Here is a 24,786-nt window from a genome sequence, read left to right on the forward strand (position 1 = left end):
CATGAAAACTTCATATAAAAATATAAGCCTTAAGATTTTAAAATGGACCGGAATTACGATTGCAGGAATATTATTCCTGTTGTTTGTGATTCCGCTGTTGTTTCCTGGAAAAGTTGCCTCAGAAGTTAAAAAAATCGCCAACGAACGTTTAGATACAAAATTGGATTTTACGAAATCTAAGCTTTCCTTTTTCACTCATTTTCCGTCGCTTACCGTTTCGTTGGATAATTTGTCAATGACCGGTTCAAAACCTTTCAGCAATGATACTTTGTTAAAAGCCGATCAAGTAGCTTTTGGAATAAACTTAAAAAGACTGATTTTTGACAACGAAGTAAAAATCAACAAATTATACGTTTCTGATGCTTTAATAAATGTAATGGTCAACGAAAAAGGACAAGCCAATTACAATGTTTATATTGCGCTAGAAGATCGGAAAAACGAAAAAAATGACCCAAACGCACCCGAAGAAGGAACTGCAATTCGGCTAGAAAGAATTGATCTTAAAAACTGTCATGTCAAATACAACGATCGTTCCGCCAAAATTTTGGTTGACGCTAGAGGTTTTAATTACATTGGAAAAGGAAACCTCAGCGACGACATTTTCGACTTAAGCACCAATGCCAAAATTGACAATCTAGATTTCTACTACGACCGCACCGGATATTTGAGACGAAAACACGTCAGCGCTGATTTGATTACACGTATCAATACGCACGCACTTTCGTTTATTCTTCAAAAAAATGAACTTCATATCAATAAACTGCCCTTAAAATTTACGGGGCTTTTTACCATTTTACGAGACGGCTATAAAATCAATATCAAAGCCGCATCTGAAAACACAACAGTAAAAGATTTGCTTTCTGTAATGCCACCAGAATATTTAACGTGGCTGGAAAAAACAGATATTTCAGGTAGAAGCGATCTCGTTTTTACTCTTAAAGGAGATTATAATGCTGGCAAAAAACAAAAACCAAATTTAGCTTTCAATCTAAAAATTAATAATGGCGCGGTGAATTATAAAAATGCTCCCGTTCCGCTGACTGATTTTCAGATGGATTTGAATGCGATGCTTCCTTCTTTAGATAGGGAACAATTGCTTGTCAATCTCCGAACTTTTAAATTTAAAGTGGGCGAAAAAGATTATTTCAACGCTTATTTGCATAGCAAAGGTTTTAACGAAATGACAATCGATGCCAGCGTAAAAGGCGCGCTGGATCTCGCAGTTGTTGATGCGGCTTTAGGCTTGAATTCAGTTGATTTAAAAGGAATTTTAAAAACAAATATCAAGGCAAAAGGAATTTTCAGCACTTCAAAAAAACTGTTTCCAAAAACAATTGGCGGTATTGCGCTTCACAACGGCTGGCTGAAAACCAACTCTTACCCTAACCCAATTACCAATATCACTTTTGTTGCCAATGTGCTCAACAAAGCTGGAACATATCAAGATTTGATTGTGGCTGTGGCGCCTGCATCATTTGTTTTTGAAGGAAATCCGATGTATGTAAATGCAACGCTTTCTGATTTCAGTGATCTGGCTTACAATGCAAAAATTAAAGGTGAATTGAATGTGGGCCGAATTTATCAGGTTTTCTCTCAAAAAGGAGTTGATGTAACGGGTTATGCCAAAGCCGATTTATCGTTAAAAGGAAAACAAAGTTACGCGACAACGGGACAATATAATAAACTGGACAACCGAGGCACAATTCTGCTGAAAAATATCAAAGCAACTTCAGAACTTTTCCCGAAAGCTTTCTTTATCAAACAAGGAAATTTCCGTTTTCAGAATGAAAAAATGTGGTTCGAAAAATTCTATGCTTCTTATGGAAAATCAGATTTTGATATTAACGGATATCTTTTAAATACCATCAATTATTTTCTGGAATCGCACGGAACTTTGAGCGGGAATTTCAATATGAAATCAAAACTGATCAATGTCGATGAATTTATGGCTTTGAAAAATGGCGAAAATAATGACCGAAAGCTAGAGGTCGATTACGCTAAAGAAGATCATCCGAAAATGAGCGGTGTCGTTATGATTCCGAAAAACTTAAATGTTTCTCTTACCGCAAATGCCGATAAAGTAGAATACAACGGATTGGTTTTAAACAAACTTTCAGGCAAAACAGGAATTGAAAAAGGCAATTTTTATTTGCAGAATGCTACTTTCAGTATCATTGACTGCATTTTAGGAATCAATGCTTCTTATAAAGATGAATCGCCAACAACCGCACATTTTGACGCGCATTTCACAGCCAAAGATTTTAGCGTGCAACGCGCGTACAAAGAAATTCCGATGTTTCATGATATGGTGACCGTTGCCGAAAAAGCGCAGGGAATTATTTCTGTCGATTATAATGTCAAAGGCGATTTAAACGGAAATATGGGTCCAATTTACGAATCATTAAACGGAGGCGGTACCATAAACCTGCGTGATGTTCAGGTAAAAGGCTTGAAATTATTTGACGGAATAAGTTCGAAAACCGGACAAAAAGGTCTTGATAATCCTGATATGAAAGGAATTGAAATCAACTCGACAATCGACAACAACCTAATTTATATTGAGCCATTTACGTTTTCGGTGGCTAGTTTCAGGCCAACGATAAAAGGTACAACCAGTTTTGACGGACTCTTGGATTTAAGAATGCGATTAGGACTTCCGCCTTTTGGAATAATTGGTTTTCCAATTGTAATCACAGGAACGCATGAAGATCCCAAAATAAAAATATTCAGCAAAACCGGACAACCAATTGATCCGGCGGTTTATGATGAAAAACACAACAAAGTAATTAAAGAAGAAAAAGTAAGCAAAACCAAAAAATAAAATTCTAATGAAAGCAAAAAAACAAAATAAAAACAGCGCATTTGAAAAATTTGCAAGTGCAGTTTGTAAAGCAACAGGAAGTACTCCAGCCTTTATTATCGCTTTTTTAACTGTGGTTGTCTGGGCCGTTTCGGGACCATTTTTCGGTTATTCAGAAACGTGGCAGCTCGTGATTAATACCGGAACAACGATTATTACTTTTTTAATGGTTTTCTTGATTCAGAAAGCCCAAAACAAAGATTCGCTTGCCATTCAGCTTAAATTAAATGAATTGGTAGCTTCAAACGAATTGTCCAGCAATAGTCTCGTTGACATCGAAAGTATGACGGAGGAAGAGATGGAAATTATTAAAAAATATTATCACAGACTGAGCGAATTGGCTAAAAAAGACGAAACCATTAGACAATCTCATTCTATTGCAGAAGCAGACGAATCGCATGAAAGAAAAGATAAAAATAGAAATCAATTTAAAGCTGCTTCTAAAACGGCTAAAAAACCAAAAACAACAACTACCCCAAAAACTGGCAAAAAATGAAACTACGTTCAACAGAAACTTTCTGGCCTTTAAAACACAAAATGCAGGCAAGTTATCCGTCTTTAGATTCAAATTTAGAAACACCAATTTTGATTATTGGAGGCGGCATCACAGGTGCATTGATTGCTTACAAATTGATCAGCGAAGGAAAAAAAGCGGTTTTAGTCGACAGGCGCGACGTTTGCAACGGCAGCACCGCCGCAAGTACTGCGTTGCTTCAATACGAAATTGATGTTTCGTTGCATGAATTGATCAAATTACGAGGAGCAGATTGTGCGGTAAACAGTTACAGAAACGGCAAAAAAGCCATTTTTGACTTGAGAACCATTATCGATACCATCAAAAGCGACTGCGAATTTGAATTTAAAAAAAGCATCTATTTCTGCAGTCTCAAAAAAGATATTCCGTTTTTAAAAAATGAATTCAAAACCAGAAAACAACATGGTTTTGATGTTAATTGGCTGAGTAAAGCCGAACTGGAAACAATGGGTTTAAAAGCAATTGCAGCAATCGAGTCTAAAACTGCGGCGGTTGTCGATCCGTATCATTTGGCGCAGGATTTAATTTTTTATTGCCAAGAAAACGGATTGAAAGTTTTTGACCGAACGAATATAACATCCATAAAAAATCAAGGCGGAAAGTTTATTGCCCAGACTGAAAATGGAAATTCAATCATGGCGCATCACATTATTCATTGTTCTGGCTATGAAAGCACCGAAACCTTAAAAGAAAAAGTGGTCGATTTGAAAAGCACGTTCGTTATTGCATCTGAAAGTTTGCCTGATTTGCCGGCTGTTTTTAAAAACTCTATTTTGTGGGATACGTCAAATCCGTACTTGTATTTTAGAGCGACGGGTGATAACCGACTGATTGTAGGCGGAGGCGATGAAGATTTTATTGATGCAAAAAAACGAGATAAATTGCTTCCGAAAAAAGAACAATATTTGCTAAGATCTTTCCGAAGAAAGTTTCCGAATATCAATTTCAAACTTGATTATTCCTGGGCGGGAACTTTTGGCGAAACCAAAGACGGACTTCCCTATTTTGGAAAACCAGATCCTAAAAAAAACGAACATTATGTACTCGGTTTTGGCGGTAACGGAATCACCTTCAGCATCATCGGAATGAATTCTATTCTGGATTCCATGAACAATAAAATCAATATGGACTTGGAGTATTATCGATTTGGGAGATGACTTAGAAAAGGTGCTAAGATGCTAAGGTTCTGAGGTACTAAGAAAAAAACTTAGAACCTTAGAACCTTAGCATCTTAGTACCTCAGAACCTTCCTATTAACAAAAATTATACTTATACTCTTTTGGACTGCAGTTGAATTTTTGTTTGAATATTTTTGAGAAGTAACTTCTTGAAGTAAAACCGATGCAATACACGATTTCGGAAATATTAAGGTCTGAAGTGCGCATTAAAATTTCGGCTTTCAAAACGCGCATGTGGGTGATATAATCGTTTACCGTTCTGTCGTGGATCATTTTAAAACCTTCCTGAAGTTTACTTGGCGATAAGCCCGATTTTTTGCTTAATGATTTAATCGTGAAAGCTTCTTCTGGACTTGATTTGATAAATTCTGAAAGTTCTTTGATTTCTTCCATTTCTTTCAAAGTCAAGCAATTTGAATCTTTTGAAAACGAATTTAAATCGTCGCTATGTTGTTGAATTTCCATTGCCAAAATAATTTTCAGAATTCCTTCTTTCAATAAATTTCTAACAATTCCGGTTTGTGTAACGGCGTTTAGCTGTTCAATTTTTTCGGCAATTTTTAAGTTGTACGAACCCATGTAAAAGAAATTCTGCATGGCATTATTTTCAAAAAAAGTTTCTTTTACTTTTTGGTTTAAAGAAGGCATCAAATAAGATTGTTCTGTTTGAGTTCCAACAATAATCAACGTCAATTTTGTATTGACGTCTTTGTCAAAAAACAAAACATTATCCTGATTTTTATTCGACGCTAAAATCGCAGTCTGAAAAGGTTTAAATTGTCGCTCTTCGCCGTTGATTCCAAAGCTATGCGATAAACCGCCTTTTGAGCAATACGCAAAATAAACAGGCGTTGAAATGACATTTAGAAAATCCATTCTCACTGCCATAGAAAACGTCATGTCAAACTGAACGTACGAGATATTATCATTAAATGAAGCGCCTGTAATGGTACCTTTTGCAAAATCACTATTGATATCCAACGTATATTCATCAAAATCAAAAATGATTTTTCCACCTAAATTATCATTCAATTCATTAAATACGGTTTGAATTTGCTCTGTATGTATGGTAACTACTTTCATTTTGCGTACATTTAAATTTGACATTTTGATTTCAGATTTGGCTAAAAAAGAGACTTTAGCTTTCTAAAAATCAATAATTCAAAGTTCGCACAAGCGTTCTTGAAAATGTTATATAATTTTACGGTTTTGTTTTATAATTACTTCGAAATGATAATTTTAACTCAAACAAAAAATTTCTTAATTCAAAAAAAACAATGAAAAGTTTTTCGTTCGAACCCATTTCGTCAAATGATGCTACAATTCTGATTCTCGGCACAATGCCCGGCACAAAATCATTGGAATTAAACCAATATTACGGACACAATCAGAATAATTTTTGGAAGTTTATGTTTCAAATTCTCAACGAGGATTTCTCGCAGGATTATGAAACCAGAAAAGCATTGCTTCAAAAAAATAAAATTGCACTTTGGGATGTTCTCCAATATTGTGATCGCGTAGGAAGTCTGGATAGCGCCATCAAAAACGAAATCGCCAATGATTTTGAAACTTTTTTAAAACAACATCCCAATATCAAAACTATTTTCTTCAACGGGCAAAAAGCGCATGCTTTCTTTAAAAAATATGTTCATTTAGAAAACAGTTATCAGCTTCATACACTTCCGTCCACAAGTCCGGCAAATGCTGGAAAATCATTCGATTCAAAATTAGCCGAATGGAAGATTATCGGCACTTTAAAAACCGGCAGTTGAAATCATATAACATTTTCAAATTAAAATATAACAGAAACCTCCAGACTCGATGTAATTTTACTATCAAGAAATTAAAGCCAAAATAAACGAAGATTTATATGCAGTATGAAGGCTTTTTTCAAATAAATAGAATTACAAACTTTAAGTAGTTTAGAGTATAAAGGAAACATTGGTTATGTTAGTTTATTTTGAGAAATAAAGCTATTCTAAATTTTAGAGTAGCTTTGTTTTTTTAATCAAGATCTAAAAAAGTAATTATGAAAGTTCAAACTTATTACAATCACATACGATTTTACACCCCGCATCATTTTATATATTATCCCGTTTTAATCATTTTTTTGGTTTTCAGCATTTATTTTGCCTGCACTACAAGCGATACGCTTATCTGGTCGTTTATCAGCGTTGGTTTTGTTTTTCTGTTCTTTTTGGCTTTTATGCTCCGCCAACATTATGCGCTTATACTCCAAAACCGAATAGTGCGTTTGGAAGTCCGTTACCGCTATTTTACACTTACGGGAAAAAGGCTCGAAGAATTTGAATACAAATTAACTGATGATCAAATATTTGCACTTCGTTTCGCACCTGACAACGAATTTTTGCCACTTCTTGAAGATGCCCTTAAAAATAATCTTCCAGGAGATTCTATAAAAAAAGCAATCGTTCACTGGAAAGCGGATTATAATAGAGTTTAGTTAATTGTTAATTATGAATTGTTAATTATAAATTTCTCTCTATGTCATCCTGAGCGAAGTCGAAGGACACGCACTGTAATTCACACAATCTGGATCACTTCACAATTAACATTTCACATTTCACATTTCACAATTAACAATTAAGAATTCATAATTAACAATTCATAATTAATCTGGGCGTGCCACCAATTAAAAAAAGGCCTGATCAACATTGCGTTCATCAGGCCTTTTTTTAATTGCTGTCGGGCTATCCGCGCTGCTTCGGCAGCATGCTCCTATCCCTCACGCGACAATTATTTTCAAAAGAAATTTTCGTTATCAAAACCTCATCATTCCATATCAAACTGATAATCAAACTAATTAATTAAATATTAAACATCAAAAATTTAAATGAATGATTTTTTTTGTTAACTTTAAGTGTTAAAAATTTATCAAAAACTCTAAAATTAAATCCGATGAAAAAATTAATTTGTTTTATGATAGTTTGCCTCTTTTGGATTCCGGTGAAAGCACAAACTACCGCCGAAATTCCAGCTGATACTCTACCCGCCTTACAAAACAACAATTCCAAAGCAGATGATTTTCAGAATTATGATCCTGAAGATTTGCCTTGGCACGCAAGACGATTCAAATTTTCGGCCGGTGCTTTTTTCCCTATTAACAACACACAAGTAGAAGTAGGAGGCAATAATGGTAACTTTGGAGATATGATCGATTTTGAAAAAGATCTCGGATTTAATAAAAGTAGTGAATCCTTTACTGCTGCTTTTGAGTGGCGCATTTCAAGAAGATCAAGATTAGGCTCTGAATATTTTTATTTGAACAGAAGATCTACAAAAGTTCTTCAAAAGGATATCACCTTTGGTGATCATACTTATCCAGTTGACGGACGTGTTTCAGCATTTTTTGATAATCAGATTATTAGAGTATTTTACGGTTACGCTTTTATATCAAAACCAAAATATGAAATAGGTGCCTTAATAGGTGCTCACGTAATGTTAATAGATGTTGGTTTAAGTCTTGAAGGACAAACACAACAAATCTCGTTTAATGATGATTTTGGTGTGACTGCTCCACTGCCGGATATTGGAGTTTGGGGCGAATTTGTATTAGGCAAAAAAGTGGGACTTTATGCAAACTTTAATTACTTCGCTCTAAAAGTAAACAACATTGACGGGCGTATTTTAAGCTATAACTTGACTGTATTATATAATTTGTATAAAAATTTCAGTATAACAGCCGGATATACAGGTCTAAACATTAGAGTTGATGCTGAAAAAGAAAGAGTTAACGGTTTCTTTAAATGGGGCTACAATGGACCAACAATTGCTTTAACGTATTCTTTTGGAAAACACATTCAATTGCATAAGTAAAATTCTGAGATACTGAGGTTTTTAACCGCAAAGACGCAAAGGATTACGCAAAGTTCGCAAAGTTTTTTTCATAAAGCTTTGCGAACTTTGCGTTTTTAAACGCAATCTAGAAAAAAAAACTTTGCGCCCTTTGCGGTTAAACTTTCAACATGAAACCTGAAACTTGAAACAAAAAAACAAGCCCGAAATCTCCAAGAAGAAATCGGGCTCATCTGCTCAAACTTAACTAAAATAAACGCAGTTACTACTAACTCAAATTAATTAACCGGAGTGAATTTTATAGCTGTTCCTCCACCAGCTGCCAATTTGATATTTATTACACTTTTATTATTCACTTTTTGTGTTGAAATCGCAACCGGATACGGATTCGTTTTATAATCTGCTCCTGCTCCATCGGCGTAAACTGTAGCTTCGTAGTCTTTTCCGTTATCTAAAAATGACAATGCAACTTTTAAGTCTCTTGCATCTTTATTTGTAATAGATCCTAAATACCAGTTTTTCTCCTCCCAATCTTTGCGGGCAATTGTGGTGTATTCTCCAATTTTAGAATCCAAAACTTTTGTATATGACCACGTGCACGGAACATCTTTTATAAACTGAAATTCAGGTTTTCCAACATAATTCTCAGGTAAATCTGAAGCCATTTGCAACGGACTGAAAATAATCACATACAAAGCCAATTGATTTGCTAAAGTCGTTTGAACTCTCGCTCCAGAAGGCGTTTTGTAATCAAAATTGAAATTCCCCGGAGTATAATCAAACGGACCAGAAAGCATTCTTGTAAACGGTAAAGTCGTTAAATGCTGTGGTGTATTTCCGCCATCAACAGACCAAGCGTTATATTCCTGTCCTCTTCCGCCTTCTTGCGACATAAAGTTTGGATACGTACGCTGAATTCCAGTTCCTTTCATTGGCTCGTGGTTGTCAATCATAATATGGTATTTCGCCGCCGTTTCAATCACTTTTCTGTAATGACGCGCTCCATATTGACTGTCATGCCATTCTTTTTTATCCAAATATTTGTTTACATAACCCGTTTTAACCGAATTAACGCCCATTTTTTGGTACAATTTAAAAGCATCTTCAAGCTGGCTTTCATAATGTTTTGAAGCACCAGCCGTTTCATGATGACCAATTAAACGCACATTTTTCATGGCTGCATATTTTGTAATTTCTTCCAAGTTAAAATCGGGATATGCTTTTACAAAACTAAACGCAGATCCGTCGGCAGTCCAGTCGCCGTCCCATCCCTCGTTCCAGCCTTCCACCAGAACGCCGTCAAAATTGTTTTTCGCAGCAAAATCAATATATTCTTTAGTGTTTTTTGTAGTAGCACCATGTTTTGGACCTTGTCCCCAAGTGAATTTTTCTAAATGCATTCCCCACCAAATTCCGATGTATTTTGACGGCGTAATCCAAGAAAGATCTTCAATTTTTGAAGGTTCATTTAAATTCAGCATAATAGTCGAAGTTGCTACATCGCCAGGCGTTTTTCCAACCACAACGGTTCTCCAAGGCGTTACAAAAGGAGTTTCGGCATATACTTTTACGCCGTCAGCCCAAGGCACTAAATCGCTTTTGTATTGTTTGTCGCTTGTTTTTAAAAGCGTCATTGAGGCAAAATCAGTCAAATTTGCTTCGTGAATGGCAACATATAATTTTTCTTTCGTTTCAAAAGTTGCCGGAGTATTAATCGTATCTGTTTTGCTGATAGGCGTTTTGCGGTATTCACTTTCATAATAACTGTTTTCGCGGTGCACCGGAATCCACCAAACGTCATTATCTGATTTGAAAGTAAACTGCGTCACTTCATTCGAAATCTTCACTTTGCCTAAGTGAGGCTGTTTTGGGAAAGAATAACGAAATCCTAAACCATCATCAAAAACTCTGAAAATAATATCAACCAAGCGCTCCTCACCTTTAGCTTCTTTCAAATGAACGATCAATTCATTGTGGTGATCGCGTACTTTTTTGAATTCTCCCCAAGGCTGTTCCCAAGTTTCATCGGACGTTTTTTCTTCGGTGGAAACCACTTCAAAACCATCGGTCATTTTTTGAATTCCTTGAAACTCAAACCCCATCAAAGAAGGCTCAATTACCGATTTTCCGCCAGAAGTCAAACTGTACTCAGGCTGCCCAGAAGGTGTTAATTCAAAAACTAATTCGGTGTTTTTTCCTGGAGAACTGATTTTATAGGTCGTTTTTTTAGTACCGCAGGCGCAAATCAGCATTGAAGCTAAAGCAATCAGGCAGTATCTATATCTTATGTTTTTCATTATTTAATTGTATTAATTACAACTCTTTATTTTATTTCGCTTACTATTTGTTTTGCTTTTGCGGGCTGCATCGAAACAAAATAATTAAAAGCCTGATCTAATTTTTTCTGAGCGTCAGTATCGTTTTTCTTTTCAATTCTTAGGTTATATAATTTGCTGATGTCTGCAAAATAGGATTCGGTGTTTTTTACGCCAGCAAAAGCTTTCACTTTTTCTATATAGGTGTAACCAAATTCAACTGTTGGCTCAAACATAGTTCCCTCGCCAAAGTCATTCCACGTAATCAATTGCAGGTAACTTAGATTTGCATTTTTAGCCAAAGAAAGCGTTTCATCGAGCGTAGCTCCATTATTGTGTTCGATTGTCCATCCAATAGCTGCTCCTCCGCCACCTTCGGCATAAAAATCTTTGAAACCAGGATAAGCACTTCCCATTGCAACAGAAAGTTTTGGTTTTGTATTCGTGTACCAATTCGTTAAATACGTGCTGTTTTTAAATACCCAAGAATATTCGCCAGAAGCATTATCTCCTGCTTCACCAGATTGATCCCAAAGCGTTAGGAAAGTAGGTTTTGTAGTCAATGAGCTAAAAACATTTGTCCATTCTGCAGCAGTCTGCAATACAATTGGCCCGAAATTAAGCAGCAACGGTTTTCCGTTTACTTTGATGTAATTTGCATTCGGAAAATAATTGGTCTGCATATAAGCCAAATCCGTTTTTGCCGCACTCGTTACCGAAATTGCTTTTCCAGCATCAACAACATTTTTTGTTACTCGGTCTTCATAAACAATTGCATATTCGAGTCCAACTTTATCAAGCATGGCAATTAATTGTTCGGTATTTTCTTTTACCATTCGGTAATCGTTCACATCATAAGTTCCGTACCAATCGATTAAAACACCATCAATTCCTGAATATTTCATCAATAATAAATGATTTTCAATCACATTTTTGTCTCCCGAATGATAAGGTCCAATCAGCGGATAATAGTAAGAAGCGATTTCCCTGCGGTTGTTTGCTCCAATGGTATTTGGGTTTTTATTTGCCATTGTCCAGTGATATCCCCATTTTTTATCGGCGCTGCTTTCATTGGTTTCAAACCAAGGCATGTAGTGCACATAAATTTTAGTGCTGTTCGTTTTTTCAATCGCGACTGGAGCAAATGTTTCAGGTTCTGTGGGTTTATCTGAACCTTTGTCATCACCGCTGCTGCATCCGGCGGCGATTAAAATATTCACGATCCCAAAAAACAATAAGGTGATAGATCTTTTCATATTGATGTAATATTTGTTTTTATTTTTAAACACATAGAAACATAGCTTTTAGCACTCAAAAAAGGCGTTTCACTTTTTTACAATGCATATAGCAATCTTTGTGAAAGAAATAAGTTTCTATTTATATTCTTTACCTGCACATAAAATCTATGTTTCTATGTGTTTAATAATATTCTCATGATTTATACCTAAGAATAATCCAGGTTTAAAAATATGTCAGCCTTCCACGACTAACCAACATGGAAGACTGACATTCAATAACCTAATACCCAGGATTCTGTTTTAGGTTTTTATTTGTTGTTAAAACCGTGCTTGGAATTGGGAAAATAGCTCTGTATTTTTCAGTAGGTCCCTTTTCCCACCATGGCAAGAAGAAAGTACCAAAACGAATGTTGTCTGTTCTTCTTCTTCCTTCAAAAGTAAATTCCTTAAGCAATTCCTGATCAATAAAATGAAGATCAATTGTTGTTGGCATTGCTTCACCCGCACGCGCTGTAACCTGCTGTACAAATGGTTTTGCCAAATCTGGAGAACCTAAACGAACGTAGCATTCTGCCTGCATCATCAAGATTTCGGCATAACGAATTACAACTAAATCGTGATCGCGTTCCCAAGTTTCTCCTTCTTTCATTTCGTATTTGCCTAAACGAACACCTTGATTTTCTTTGGCATCAGTAACGCTGTTTACTTCTTCAGTATACGTTAGCTTTTCACCATTGTCCATTAAAATCACTTGTCCTGTAGCCAAATTGATCTGATCTCCTGCAACCATACATTTTTTTCTTTTATCTGTATCGTCAAATGCAGAGTAAACGCCTGGCTGAGCACACATTCCGTTTGCGCTCCAAGGATAATCGCCTGTTGCTGAAACTGTCAATTTATGCAAATAGTGGCAAGACATTGAGTTCATATAGTTTCCTACAGTTCCTGCTTTTGAATCGTAAGGAATTGCAAAAATAATTTCAGGCGATTTCTGATTTTCAGTAACGAAATTCGCGAAGAAATCTGGCGTCAATGAATAACCTGAAATTTTTTGGCACATATTCAAACAATCTTGCCAACGCGCTGTTCCAATAAAAGCTTCAGAATTTAGATATAATCTAGCCAATAAAGCATACGCCACATTTTTTGTCATTTTTGAATACACCACATTTGAATTTAAATGCGGAATAGCATCTGTAAGCTCTTTTTCGACAAAATCATACACTTGTTTTCTTGTTGAATTTGATGGTAAAGAAGTGTCTTCGAAATTGGTTACGATTGGCACGTTTCCAAATAAATCCAAAAGATTATAATAATAGTAAGCTCTCAAAGCTTTTAATTCAGCATAAATTGGCGCTTTTGCAGTATCAGTCAAAGATGATTTATCAATTTGATAAATAATTGAGTTGATCTTCGCAATTCCAGTATAATTATAACGCCAAGCCGAAAGAATCATTCGGTTGTCTGCTTTCCAAGTATGTTTCTGTGCATCTTGATATTGCCCTCCATCGTACCAGTTTGAACCTCTGGTAGGAATTGTCGCTTCATCAGAAACTGTTTCAGTTAAAAAGAATACATACTCACAAGTTGGATAATTGTTTGATATTCCGTCAGCGAATCCTCTTAGAGAAGAATACGCCCCTCCAACTAATGCATCAACTTCTTTGGAAGTATTTCCAAAATTTCCATCCTCTACTTTATCATATAAGTCTTCACTTAAATCTGTACATGATATCGTAAAAAGCATGCTCATCAATATTGCTGCTGTTATTTTGATTTTCATTTGTTCTATTTTTGAGTTAATTCGCTTAGTTATTCAGCGAGAAATTTAATCCAACAGAAATCGTTGTTGGTCTAGGATAGTTATTGTATCTGTCAATTCCTGGAGATGCTAAACCTGTTTGATCAATAACACCATTTACTCCATTTTGCGCATTTAAGCCAATCTCTGGATCAACACCTTTATAACTTGTAAAGACAGCAAGATTTTCTCCCATTAAATAAATTCTAAGTTTTGATTTTTTTTGCAAGCCAAGAGGCATTGTATAACCAAAAGAAACCGTTTGAAGTCTAAAGAAAGAAGCATCCTCGATCCAGTAATCAGAATATTTAGGTGCCGATGTAATGCCGCTTCCTAAGAAATCATCTGGAACATTGTAAGCCGGTAATCTGTTAGGATCATTAAGCATCATGTTTGTTGCGTTCAAAGCTTTTTGACCAAACATTCCGTAACCGCTGATTCCTAAATCAAAAGCTCCATAAGTAAAGTTCATTCCAATACCCAAAGTCAAATCTGGTTGGATATTTCCTAAATCTGTTTTATCAGCATCAACCAAAGCGCTTTCTGGAACAATAGCTCCTGCTGCATTGTAATATTGGATTTTTCCATTTGCATCAAGTCCAGCATTTTTGAATCCCCAGAAAGTTCCAACAGGATAACCCTCAGCAATAATTTGAGAATATTGTCCAGACATACCCGCTAAACCGTGTAAAGAACCGCTGTAGATAACATCCGTTTTATACGTTGGATTTGAAAGTTTTTCGATTTTTTGAACGTTGTGACCAAGCGTTAAATTAGCATTCCAATTGAATTTTGGTCCTTTGATGATATCAGCATTCAAAGTAAGCTCAACTCCTTTGTTAGACATTTCACCAACGTTTGCCAACATTGTTCCAACTAAATAAGGTGGCTGAGGCACTTCATAAGTGTATAACAAATCACTTGTGTTTTTAGAATACCATTCAAATGAACCCGTAATTCTGTTGAAAAGCGTAAAATCAAAACCAATATTCAATTGTTTAGTAGATTCCCATTTCAAATCTGGATTTGGATTTTGTTGTGGCGAATAAGCCAAACTCCAAGTTCCTGTAACTGGATCGTAGTAACTGTCGTTTCCAACTCCTAAAATAGAAAGTGATTTGTACTCTCCAATTCCGTCTTGATTACCCGTTACACCATAACCAACTCTCAATTTCAAATTATCAAGCCAGCCTTTTGTAGAGTCCATAAATCCTTCATTAGAAATTTTCCAAGCCACAGAAGCAGATGGGAAAGTTCCCCATTTATTGTTTTCTCCAAAACGGCTAGAACCGTCTCTTCTTACTGTTGCAGTCAGCAAATATTTTCCGTCATAAGAATAATTTGCACGAGCATAAAAAGAAACCAAATTTGATTTTCCTTTATATGAATACACATCACCTAAACGATATTTGTAACCTGCACCCAAATTATTGTAGCTAAAAGCGTCTGTTACGAAACCGCTTCTTTGCGCTCCAAAACCTTGATAAATATTTTCTAAGTAAGAATATCCTCCAAGTGCACTAATGTTATGTTTATCAATTACTTTAGTATAATTCACATAAAGTTCGCCTTGCGCATTTGTATATTCTGCGTATGTTTTTTGCGCATAACCATCTTCTGTACTTCCTTCTAAAACAGCGTAGCTTGGTTTGTACGTGCTTGCCTGAACTGCATTGTGCTCTAACGAAATATTAGCAACAGCCAAGAAATCGTTCAAAAATTTAACTTCTGTTTTAAAGTATCCTAAAAGTCTGTGTCTTTCATTATCAACCGTTCTGTTTGTCAAAAGTTCAACCGGATTGTAGTATTGATTACCCGCTACAGATGAAAATTCTCCAGTTGGCGTATAAACCGGAATTGTTGGATTCAAGTTATAAGCATATTCAAAAATTCTGTAATCAACAGGATGCCATTTGTCGATGTTAGCAAATAATCCCATATCGAATTTCACATCTTTGTTTTCTCCAAGATATTGATAAGCACTCACGTTTCCGCTAAGTCTTTCTAATCCAGAATTTTTAATAACTCCTTCGTTGTTTAAATAAGAAAGTGAAGTTCTAAAACCGCTGTCTGCTTTACCAGAATTGATTGTTAATGTATGCGATTGCGAAATTGCCGTTTGCTCGATTGCTTTTTGCCAATTTGTACTTGCACCATAATCAACAGCATCTTTATTTCCTGTTTGGCGAACATAATTTCTCCATTGATTTGCTGATAATAAATCTAAATTATCAGTTACATAACCAATACTTGATAATCCGCTATAGGTAACAGAAACACCTTTTGTACCTGATTTTGTAGTAATCATGATAACTCCGTTTGCTCCTCTTGAACCATAAATTGCTGTTGCCGAAGCATCTTTTAAAACGTCAACCGATTTAATATCTGAAGGTTGCACTACGTTGATATCAACACCTGCAATTCCGTCAACTACAATTAATGGGTTGTTGCTTGCAGTCAAAGAAGTTCCACCACGAAGACGCAAAGTAGAACCCGCTGCAGGATCACCAGAAGGACGAATAACATTTAAACCTGCAACTTTTCCTTGTAAAACCTGCTCTGTTGATGAAATTGTTCCTTTTACTAAATCATCTGCTTTTACAGTTGAAATGGCTCCAGTCAAATCTGATTTCTTTTGCGTTCCATAACCTACAGATACAACTTGAACTTCGGCCAATTGATAACCATCATTTTGCAAACGAACTTCAATATTTTTTGATGCCGAAGTGATTTGCACTTTTTGAGTTGCCGATCCAATAAATGAAACTTCGATCGAACCTCCTACGGCTACCGTCAAAGCAAATTTTCCGTCAAAATCTGTTGTGGTGGCATTTTTTGTGCCCACCTCAATTACCGATGCTCCCGGCAATACAGTACCTGTATTGTCATATACAGTACCAGTGATCTGCTTTTTTTCTTGAGCAAACATTCCTGCCGAAAGAAAAAGCATGAAAATCATGAATACTGCAGTTTTAGTAGTCCACATTTGATGCAGGACTATTTTTTTATTTTTACTATTCATTAGAATTGATGTTTTAATTTGATAGTGAATTATTTGTCTAGAGTTTTAAGCGGAATGCTGGTATCTGAGATTGTTTTGTCTTTGTTGTCTTTTACCAAAACATGAATTTCAGTTAAACCTTGAATACCATTTAGCTCCGAAACTAAATTGACAAATCCTTTTATCTCGGCTGTTCCTCCAGAAAACTCGCCCGAAAATGTTTTGCTGCCCGCAGTTACCGTATAAAGCAGTTTGTTTACACCTGGCTCGTTGTTTTTTCTAGACATTCCAAGGAAATCTTTTTGGCTGATAACCGTTGGAAAAAAGCTGAAACTTGGCGGTGGTGGCGGAATAAATTCTCCAGCATAAATAATTTGGTCTCCAGAATTAGCCGTCCAATCTTGTGCTACCATCAAGAATGTAATGTTTTCCATAACAAAACCTGCTGGCGGATTGTAATATTCCTGCGGAATCAAATCCATTCTGTAAAAACCATTTCCAAGATCTTTCAATTTTGTTTTTTCAGATACGTCTGGAAGCCATGCTTGATACTCCTGCAAAACCGCCCAATTGTTTAATCCACTATGAAAATGAACACTAGGAACACCCGCAAAACCATCTTTCAAATTAGAATTGAATAAGATACTAACCGGTTTATCTATCAAAGGTTTTGTTGGATATGATCTGATTAATTCATTTGAAGTATAAAAAGAAGAAAAATCAGTGTAAGGCATATTGGCAACATCGGTTTGTTTAGAACCTGTTTTGTCTTTTAAACGGAACCAAAATCCTGCACTTGCTGCGATTTCATCTGCAGTTTTAGAAAAATAAACTGTTGGCGTCAAAGTAAAACTCCAAACTTTATTTCCTTCATATTTAAGTTTTGCAAAATCAGATGAGTTTTCCCAATGTCCTGCATCTGGCTCAGATGGCGACCAAATCCAGATATAAACATCCTCGTTTTCAGCAAATGTAGTTGCCGAAAGATCAAAGTACCACGTTACTTTTTCATCATATTTGTACACTACAGGATACGATGACATACTGCCTACGGCTCCGGCTGCAGCTTGCGCCTGAATAAAATTAGGAGCCATCAAAAGGGCAAGTAAAATTGTATATATAAATTTTTTCATATTACTTTTTATTTAATAGCAGTTAATTTAAACACGTAAGACACAAACGCAGACCCTCCAGAAGAATGGATCAATTGGAATTCTAATTCTTCATTGCTTCCTGGCACTCCTGATAATTTCAGTTCGTCTGTTTTTTGAGTTTTTTGTGCATCACTGAACAAATAGATTTTTGTTTCGCCTAGATTAGTTGGCTGAAAATCTGAGCTTAATCCCCAGTAGCCTTTTGGCGCAAATAAAGGAGGTACATTTCCTGTTACTTCATAACTTGTTGGATTGTGCTTTTCATCTACATTGAATTTAATTTTAAAATCCTCGTAATTAAAGTACGTGCTCAAGTTTTCTTCGTTTGGTTCGATCTTGTTTGCTTTCGCAACTTCATCAACCATTTTCAAGTTTGTCAATCCCCAATTTCCATTTAGTTTTTCATAAAGGGTAATCGGATCAACGTAGCTTCCGTCGTCGGTATTATCACAGCCAGTGGCCATTAATCCTATAACAATAGCTAACCAATAAATACTTTTACATCTCATAAATTTGTGGTTTGTTTGTTAGTTTTTTTGCCTTCTAAAAGACAGAACGAAACTAGATGTTAAATAAATCTAAAAAAAAATATCTGAGAAAAATCAAGATGAAATTGAAAGATTTTAAACATTAATTAGCTGAAAATCAATATTTTATATTATTTTTATAAATCAAAAAATCAAGACGCTGTTTAGATGAAAATACATCAAAAAATTATGGTAAATATGACAATATGAAAATTAAAGTGGATATTTTTTTCACTATGCATATATATAAGCTCTTTTTATTGTATAATTGCAAATAATTAGACCGCTTTTAACATTTATATCTTATTTTTGAATTCAAAACCGGCTTTTAAAGCTTTTATTTAAAGCCAGTTCCAAAATTCTGAAAGCGCTTTAATCGACAGCACTCAAGCTTATCCCAAATTGAAAACGAATTAACTCTATAAACCAAAAAAAGATTTTTTTTACCCTAAACCAAAACAAAACCATGCAAAGAATTTTCATTCTATGTTTTTTTATTGCGGGTTTTTCTCTAACTGCGAAAGAGACGAATCCTGTTTTAGAGGAATTAGATAAAGTGCTTCTTAAAAAAGATATTTACCTGAAACAGAAATATCGAAAAATTGAGGCTTTAAAAAGAAATGTGTCGAAATTTACTGTGAGTCAAAACAATGAACAGCTATATAATACCTATATGTCATTGTTTGATGAATATAAATCGTTCAAATATGATTCTGCTTACTATTATTTAGAAGAAGCCAAAATCAAAGCGATCGTTTTAAAAGATCCAAAATATTTGGCTAAAAGCCGAATTAAAGAAGGTTTTGTACTTCTTTCGTCTGGTTTGTTCAAAGAAGCAATTGATACTTTAGATGTAATTGATGACCAAAAACTGGATATTAAAAACAAATTTGAATATTACAATATCAAAGCCCGTGCGTATTACGATTTAGCCGATTATAATAGAGATCAGCGTTTTAACATTCATTATGTGCAGCAGGGAAATCATTTCTTAAAAAAGGCTTTGGAATTGATTGGAACCAATACGAATGAATATTGGGCCGCCGAAAGCTTGAAAAGATTAAAACAGCAGGATTGGCGTGGCGCCGAATTTGCGTTCAGCTATTGGATCAACAATTACAATCTTCCGCCCGATTATTATGGTATTGCAACTTCAAGCCTTGGCTATATTTATTCGGAAAGAGGTTATACCAAAAAAGCCATTCAGTATCTCGCTCTTGCTGCTATTGCCGATGTAAAAAATGCCACTAAAGAAACGGTCGCACTTCGAAATTTAGCCAACGAACTCTTCAAAATGGGTTATTTGGACAAGGCTAATGAATACATCAATATCGCCATGGACGATGCGACATTTTACAACGCAAGACATCGAAAAATTGAGATTTCGTCTATTTTGCCAATTATCGAAAAAGCGCAGTTAAACAACGTAAAAGAAAAAAATGACAAGCTTGAAAATATCATCATTCTGCTGACTATATTGACTTTTATTATTGTTTTGTTTTCGATTATTATCTTCAAACAATTGAAAGAAAGAAACAAAGCTCGTAAAATAATGGCTTCATCTTATGCGCAACTTCAGGAAATGAATATCAGTTTGAGCGAGGCAAATGCTATTAAGGAAGAATATATTACGTATTTTATCAAAGCGACTTCGGCATTCATCAACAAAATTGATCATATTCAAAAAAGCACACTTCATAAAATTATTACCAAAAAAACTGACGAAGTTATTGCGAGCTTAAAGCGTTATAATGTCAAAGAAGAACGCGAGAATCTGTTTCACCAATTTGATGAAATTTTCCTTAAACTGTTCCCGACTTTCGTAACCGATTTTAATAATTTGTTTCCGAATGACCATAAATGCATCGTCAAAAAAGGCGAACTTTTAAATACCGAATTAAGGATTTTTGCCCTCTACCGATTAGGGATTCAAGACAGCAATCAAATGGCCGAATTCCTGGAACTTTCTGTAGCTACCATTTACACGTACAAAACCAGAATTAAAAGCAAATCAGACTTTAAAGATACTTTTGAAGAGAAGATTATGGCCATTAAAACGATATAAGGTCCTGAGATGCTAAGGTTCTAAGATACTAAGGGACTAAGATTCTAAGTTTTTTTCGCAATCTTGTCATTCCGAGGAACGAGGAATCTCCGCGACAAGCTCTACAAAGATTGGATTTTCTTTGAGGAGTTACTTGGGGAGATTCCTCGTTCCTCGGAATGACAAACTAAATCTAAATAAATCGTTTTCTACTCAACAGTCTCCAACTGCAAAATCATATTCTGATAATACTTACTCAGCGAAAACAATTGCTCAACAAAAATCATTACCGCAAGCGGAATAAAGAAAAATACCGTCAGATTTTCTTCGTATAAAAAGAAAGTTGTAACCATGAAAATGCGTGCATATTCAAGATAATAAATCCATTTTCTTTGTTCTAACAAAGCGCCGCAATTAATAAGCGTGATGATTATAAAAGACAAAACAAAAACTTTGTCGAGCGTATTCAACAAATCGAAATAATACGTAAAAGCTGTTAAAAGCAAAGTACAGATTCCGAGTTGAATGTAAAGATAATTTCGAAATCGAAGTCGCTGATTTGGGTTGCTTTTATCCTGCAGAAAACGCTTTTCTAATATTGGGCGAATATCTTGATCCATATTTGCTGGACTTCCAAAAATAGCTTTCCAACGTGCTTTAAAACCTTTTGAGCGTTTCCATAATTCATAAATTTCGAAATAATAATGAAAATGCTGCCAAAGAAAACTGTAGCTTTTTAAAGGATGCGTCAAACCGTATTTTGGCTTTTCTTCTTCTTCCTGAAAAGTTCCGAAAATACGATCCCAAAAGGTAAACATATCGCCATAGTTTTTATCCAAATATTTTTCGTCAGAAGCGTGGTGAACACCATGAACCGAAGGTGTTACAAAAACATATTCCAGCCATTTTATTCGGCCAATAATTTGTGTATGTGTAAAAAAGGAATAGGCTCCATGAACAATCAGCATCGTAATAACCATTGCAGGATGAAAACCAATAAAAGGAAGCACGCACCAAAATCCCGTTCTGATTATGGCCTGAAAAGTAGTAATTCTCGCTGCAGCCGTAAAATTAAATTCCTCGCTATGATGATGCACAATATGAGCTGCCCAGAAAAAATTGACTTCATGTCCTAATCGGTGATACCAATACCAGACAAAATCGGTAGCAAGAATAAGTCCGAACCAGACAAATACATTACTCGGAATATCGAAAAGCCTATAATTATTGTAAATAAAATAATAAAGCTGGTAAAAACTCGCTGCAATAAATAAATTAATTAAACGCTCCGCAATACCAATACTAATATTTGAAACCGAACTTTCATAGTTAAAAATTTCTGGTCCTTTTTTGTGCTGCGCCAATTTATATTCTAAAAACAAAAACAGAAAAAAAGCAGGCATTGCAAAAGCAAGAAAATTAATGTGTTCCATTTTTTAAATTTCTTTTATTCTTAAAAAACTAAAATACAATTCGTTATAAACTAAAGACAAAGACATTTTCAAAAGTCGGCTCATTTTTTTTAATGATATTGACTATTGAAAATGCTCTTTATCTTTTAGAACCCATTTCTAATTTTGTTTGAATTTTGGCGCTTCAAGAGCCACTTCTTTCACAGATTGCGTATCAGCAACTTTTTGTAGCGCAAGAATATAAGCCGCAATTCTTGGTGTAACATCATGTTTTAAAGCCGTTCTAAAAACAGTTTCAAACCCTTTTTCTAAAATATCTTCCAAACGTTTATTGATTTGGTGAATTCTCCACGATTCTAAAAGCGAATTTTGAAGCCATTCAAAATACGAAACCGTAACACCGCCGGCATTTGCCAAAATATCAGGAACTACCAAAACGTTGTTTTCATGCAAAATTTTATCCGCATCAGATGAAACAGGTCCGTTTGCGCCTTCTACAATAATTTTGGCACGAATATCACTGGCATTATTTTGCGTAATTACATCTTCTTTTGCTGCCGGAATCAAAACATCGACATCTAAAAGCAATAATTCTTCGTGCTTAATTGCAACCGAATTTGGATACCCTTTTATGCTTTTATTGTTTAAATTATAATACAAAATCAACTCCGGAATATTAATCCCTTCCGGATTATAAAACGCTTCTGAAACGTCGCTTACGGCAACTATTTTCAGCCCCTTTTCGAATAAAAACAAAGCCGAATGAAGACCAACATTTCCAAAACCTTGAATCGCAACCGTTGATCTAGCTGGTCTTAATTTTAGTTTTTGAAGTGCCAATAAAGTAATGATGCTCACGCCTCTTCCAGTTGCTTCTACCCTTCCCAACGATCCGCCAGAATGCAGATGTTTTCCCGTAACAACGGCATGAATTGTTTTTCCGTGCACGATTGAAAATTCATCCATCAGCCAGCCCATTTCGTCAGGGCCAGTTCCCATGTCAGGCGCTGGAACATCTTTTTCTGGGCCAAAAATATCGGCTAAAGCTTTTGTGTAGGCTCTGGTTATTCTTTCTAATTCTGTTTTAGAAAGCGTTCTCGGATCGCAAATAATTCCGCCTTTTGCACCTCCAAAAGGAATTCCGGTAACCGCAGATTTCCAAGTCATCCAAGCTGCCAACGCTTTAACTTCATCAAGATTTACAGCAGTATCATATCTGATGCCGCCTTTTGATGGACCTAAAGCTGTATTATGAATGACGCGGTATCCTTCAAAATTCTGCTCTTTTCCATTGTCTAGCGTAATCGAAAAGTTGACCACAATTTGCTTTTCAGGGCGCTGTAGTTTCAGCCTTATTGACTCATCTAAATTAAGAATGTCGGCTGCTATATTAAAACGATCAATCATCGATTGAAACGGATTCTGTTTTATAATTTCTGAACTCATAGTTTTATACTTTAAATATTTAGTTTATTTGATTTGGACATCGCATTATTGTATCGTGAAATAAAATCGGCAGTAACTGCAGGTACAACACGGAATTTTCGTCAGACAACAATGCATCATAATATTTGTATTTCTATTTGATCTCATATCTTGATTATTACAACGTTTTCAAAAAAAAGCCTTTCATTGGTGCATGAAAGGCTAAAAAAAAAAATAACTAACAAGTACTTTCTCTATTAACGCCATTTCATCGCACGGTTTGACATGCAGCACATCGTCAAGCTGCATACAAACGGGATGATATTTAGACTAAAGTTTTTCATTGTTGAAGCAAATTTATAAATATATTTTATAAATTCTATAGAATTAATAGAGTTTATTTTTAAAACTTTTAAAGATAATTCAGAAACCATTGTAAATTAAGGTTTTGTACTACTAAAAAATTTTAATTTAATTGAGAAAAAACGATAAAAACAATAGCAATTAAGGCTAAAAAGACACCAATGAAGTTAATTTTGGATAATTTTTCTTTGAAAAAAAGAAGACCAACAAGGCTTCCTAAAACAATAACACCAATATTCATTCCTGCAAAAACAGTTGAAGGATTTTCAGAAAATGCTTTATGCGCTTTTAAATAAAATAATATGTTTCCGAAGTTAAAAATTCCGACCAAAGCTCCAAATAACATGTTTTTTGGTTGCAGTTTCTCTTTCTTCGACATTAGATTGTAAAGTACAATTAATACCGAAATCCCTAGCGAAATACCGAAAACTACAAACAAAGAAGTTGTATAAGGCAAAAGCACGTAAAGTGCAATTTGCTTGAAAAGAATATCAATAATTCCGAAACCTAGAAAGACTACGGCTGGATAAATCCATTTGTTTTGATCGTTTTCTGTTTGTTTTTTTAAGATGAATAAAAGCGCTATAAATCCGATTATCAAACCAATAACTTTATACGAATTAAAATCTTCTTTAAAAATAAGCCAGGCCGCAATTATCGGAATAAAAAGAGATAATCGTTGTGCTGCGTCTGTTTTTACGATTCCCATATGTTTTATTGAAGAAAATAAAAACAGAAAAACTATGGGCAACAAAATACCGACTGCAATATAAATATTCCAAGGCGCATCAGCATGAACTTCGGCAATATCTGGGCTAAAGGTAAAATAGCAAAGAATTAATGCCATTACATAATTGAAAGTAATAATCTGGACAGGATCAGGATTGTATTTTCGGGTTAATTTAAAAATTACACCAACCGTAACGCTGCAGAGAATGCTTAAAATAAGAAATAACATAAATTGAATTTTGAATTGCAAAAATAGGGTTTAAAATAATAGTAAAAAAACCCGAAAAGTTTTAAAAACCTATCGGGTTTGCCCAATCTTGTCATTTCGACGAAGGAGAAATCTTCGCTAGTAACTCCATTCCAATAAGCCAATCTTTGTAGAGCTTCT

The 24,786-nt window shown here is 35.1% G+C and carries 17 protein-coding genes; 7 read left to right on the forward strand and 10 right to left on the reverse strand.

Annotation, left to right across the window (positions count from 1 at the left end; genetic code table 11):
• Position 1: 1 nt before the first annotated feature.
• The 3 genes from FND99_RS16105 to FND99_RS16115 are packed head-to-tail and all read left to right on the forward strand — an operon-like array spanning position 2 to position 4,552.
• Positions 2-2,821: an AsmA family protein gene (locus FND99_RS16105; protein ID WP_144338966.1), complete on the forward strand. Its 2,820-nt coding sequence runs from the start codon at positions 2-4 to the stop codon at positions 2,819-2,821.
• A gap of 7 nt (positions 2,822-2,828) precedes the next feature.
• On the forward strand, positions 2,829-3,356 hold the full coding sequence (locus tag FND99_RS16110) for a low affinity iron permease family protein (RefSeq protein ID WP_144338967.1): 528 nt from the start codon (positions 2,829-2,831) through the stop codon (positions 3,354-3,356).
• Positions 3,353-4,552, forward strand: a complete 1,200-nt coding sequence (locus FND99_RS16115) for an NAD(P)/FAD-dependent oxidoreductase (RefSeq protein ID WP_144338968.1) — start codon at positions 3,353-3,355, stop codon at positions 4,550-4,552. Before FND99_RS16110 ends, FND99_RS16115 begins: the two co-directional genes overlap by 4 nt.
• 96 nt (positions 4,553-4,648) lie before the next feature.
• Here the strand turns inward: FND99_RS16115 and FND99_RS16120 are convergent, their stop codons facing one another.
• Positions 4,649-5,656 carry a helix-turn-helix domain-containing protein gene (locus tag FND99_RS16120; protein WP_144338969.1) on the reverse strand — a complete coding sequence of 336 codons (1,008 nt, stop codon included), beginning with the start codon at positions 5,654-5,656 and terminating at the stop codon, positions 4,649-4,651.
• A 194-nt stretch (positions 5,657-5,850) separates the two neighbouring features.
• On the opposite strand from FND99_RS16120, the gene FND99_RS16125 reads away from it, so the two are divergent.
• The 3 genes from FND99_RS16125 (at position 5,851) to FND99_RS16135 (ending at position 8,410) form a co-directional block, all read left to right on the forward strand.
• Complete coding sequence (locus FND99_RS16125; protein ID WP_144338970.1) at positions 5,851-6,345, forward strand: DNA-deoxyinosine glycosylase; 495 nt, start codon at positions 5,851-5,853, stop codon at positions 6,343-6,345.
• A gap of 257 nt (positions 6,346-6,602) precedes the next feature.
• Entirely contained in the window at positions 6,603-7,037 is a 435-nt protein-coding gene (locus tag FND99_RS16130) for a DUF6526 family protein (protein ID WP_144338971.1), read from the forward strand.
• Positions 7,038-7,492: 455 nt separating this feature from the next.
• Positions 7,493-8,410, forward strand: a complete 918-nt coding sequence (locus FND99_RS16135; RefSeq protein WP_144338972.1) for a hypothetical protein — start codon at positions 7,493-7,495, stop codon at positions 8,408-8,410.
• Between the two features lie 257 nt (positions 8,411-8,667).
• On the opposite strand, the gene FND99_RS16140 is transcribed toward FND99_RS16135, so the two are convergent.
• The 6 genes from FND99_RS16140 to FND99_RS16165 form a co-directional block, all read right to left on the reverse strand.
• Positions 8,668-10,686 (reverse strand): glycoside hydrolase family 97 protein, encoded by a 2,019-nt coding sequence (locus FND99_RS16140; RefSeq protein ID WP_144338973.1) that lies wholly within the window; start codon positions 10,684-10,686, stop codon positions 8,668-8,670.
• Between the two features lie 26 nt (positions 10,687-10,712).
• Positions 10,713-11,960 (reverse strand): glycoside hydrolase family 71/99-like protein, encoded by a 1,248-nt coding sequence (locus FND99_RS16145; RefSeq protein WP_144338974.1) that lies wholly within the window; start codon positions 11,958-11,960, stop codon positions 10,713-10,715.
• 262 nt (positions 11,961-12,222) lie between these two features.
• Entirely contained in the window at positions 12,223-13,725 is a 1,503-nt protein-coding gene (locus FND99_RS16150; protein WP_144338975.1) for a RagB/SusD family nutrient uptake outer membrane protein, read from the reverse strand.
• Between the two features lie 25 nt (positions 13,726-13,750).
• Complete coding sequence (locus FND99_RS16155) at positions 13,751-16,765, reverse strand: SusC/RagA family TonB-linked outer membrane protein (RefSeq protein ID WP_144338976.1); 3,015 nt, start codon at positions 16,763-16,765, stop codon at positions 13,751-13,753.
• Positions 16,766-16,794: 29 nt separating this feature from the next.
• The gene (locus tag FND99_RS16160; protein WP_144338977.1) at positions 16,795-17,877 is read right to left on the reverse strand and encodes a hypothetical protein; all 1,083 of its coding nucleotides are present in this window, start codon (positions 17,875-17,877) and stop codon (positions 16,795-16,797) included.
• 8 nt (positions 17,878-17,885) lie between these two features.
• Positions 17,886-18,407, reverse strand: coding sequence for a DUF5004 domain-containing protein (locus FND99_RS16165; protein ID WP_144338978.1), 522 nt, complete (start codon positions 18,405-18,407; stop codon positions 17,886-17,888).
• Positions 18,408-18,891: 484 nt separating this feature from the next.
• On the opposite strand from FND99_RS16165, the gene FND99_RS16170 reads away from it, so the two are divergent.
• A complete protein-coding gene (locus FND99_RS16170) occupies positions 18,892-20,490 on the forward strand; it encodes a DUF6377 domain-containing protein (RefSeq protein WP_144338979.1) in 1,599 nt (532 codons plus the stop codon).
• A gap of 188 nt (positions 20,491-20,678) precedes the next feature.
• Here FND99_RS16170 and FND99_RS16175 read toward each other — a convergent pair whose 3' ends face one another.
• The 3 genes from FND99_RS16175 to FND99_RS16185 form a co-directional block, all read right to left on the reverse strand.
• The gene (locus FND99_RS16175) at positions 20,679-21,902 is read right to left on the reverse strand and encodes a sterol desaturase family protein (protein WP_144338980.1); all 1,224 of its coding nucleotides are present in this window, start codon (positions 21,900-21,902) and stop codon (positions 20,679-20,681) included.
• 138 nt (positions 21,903-22,040) lie between these two features.
• Positions 22,041-23,327 (reverse strand): Glu/Leu/Phe/Val family dehydrogenase, encoded by a 1,287-nt coding sequence (locus FND99_RS16180; RefSeq protein WP_246074233.1) that lies wholly within the window; start codon positions 23,325-23,327, stop codon positions 22,041-22,043.
• Between the two features lie 445 nt (positions 23,328-23,772).
• Complete coding sequence (locus tag FND99_RS16185; RefSeq protein WP_144338981.1) at positions 23,773-24,627, reverse strand: DMT family transporter; 855 nt, start codon at positions 24,625-24,627, stop codon at positions 23,773-23,775.
• Positions 24,628-24,786 lie beyond the last annotated feature (159 nt).

This window comes from Flavobacterium daemonense (assembly GCF_007341385.1).
Taxonomy (GTDB): Bacteria; Bacteroidota; Bacteroidia; order Flavobacteriales; family Flavobacteriaceae; genus Flavobacterium; species Flavobacterium daemonense.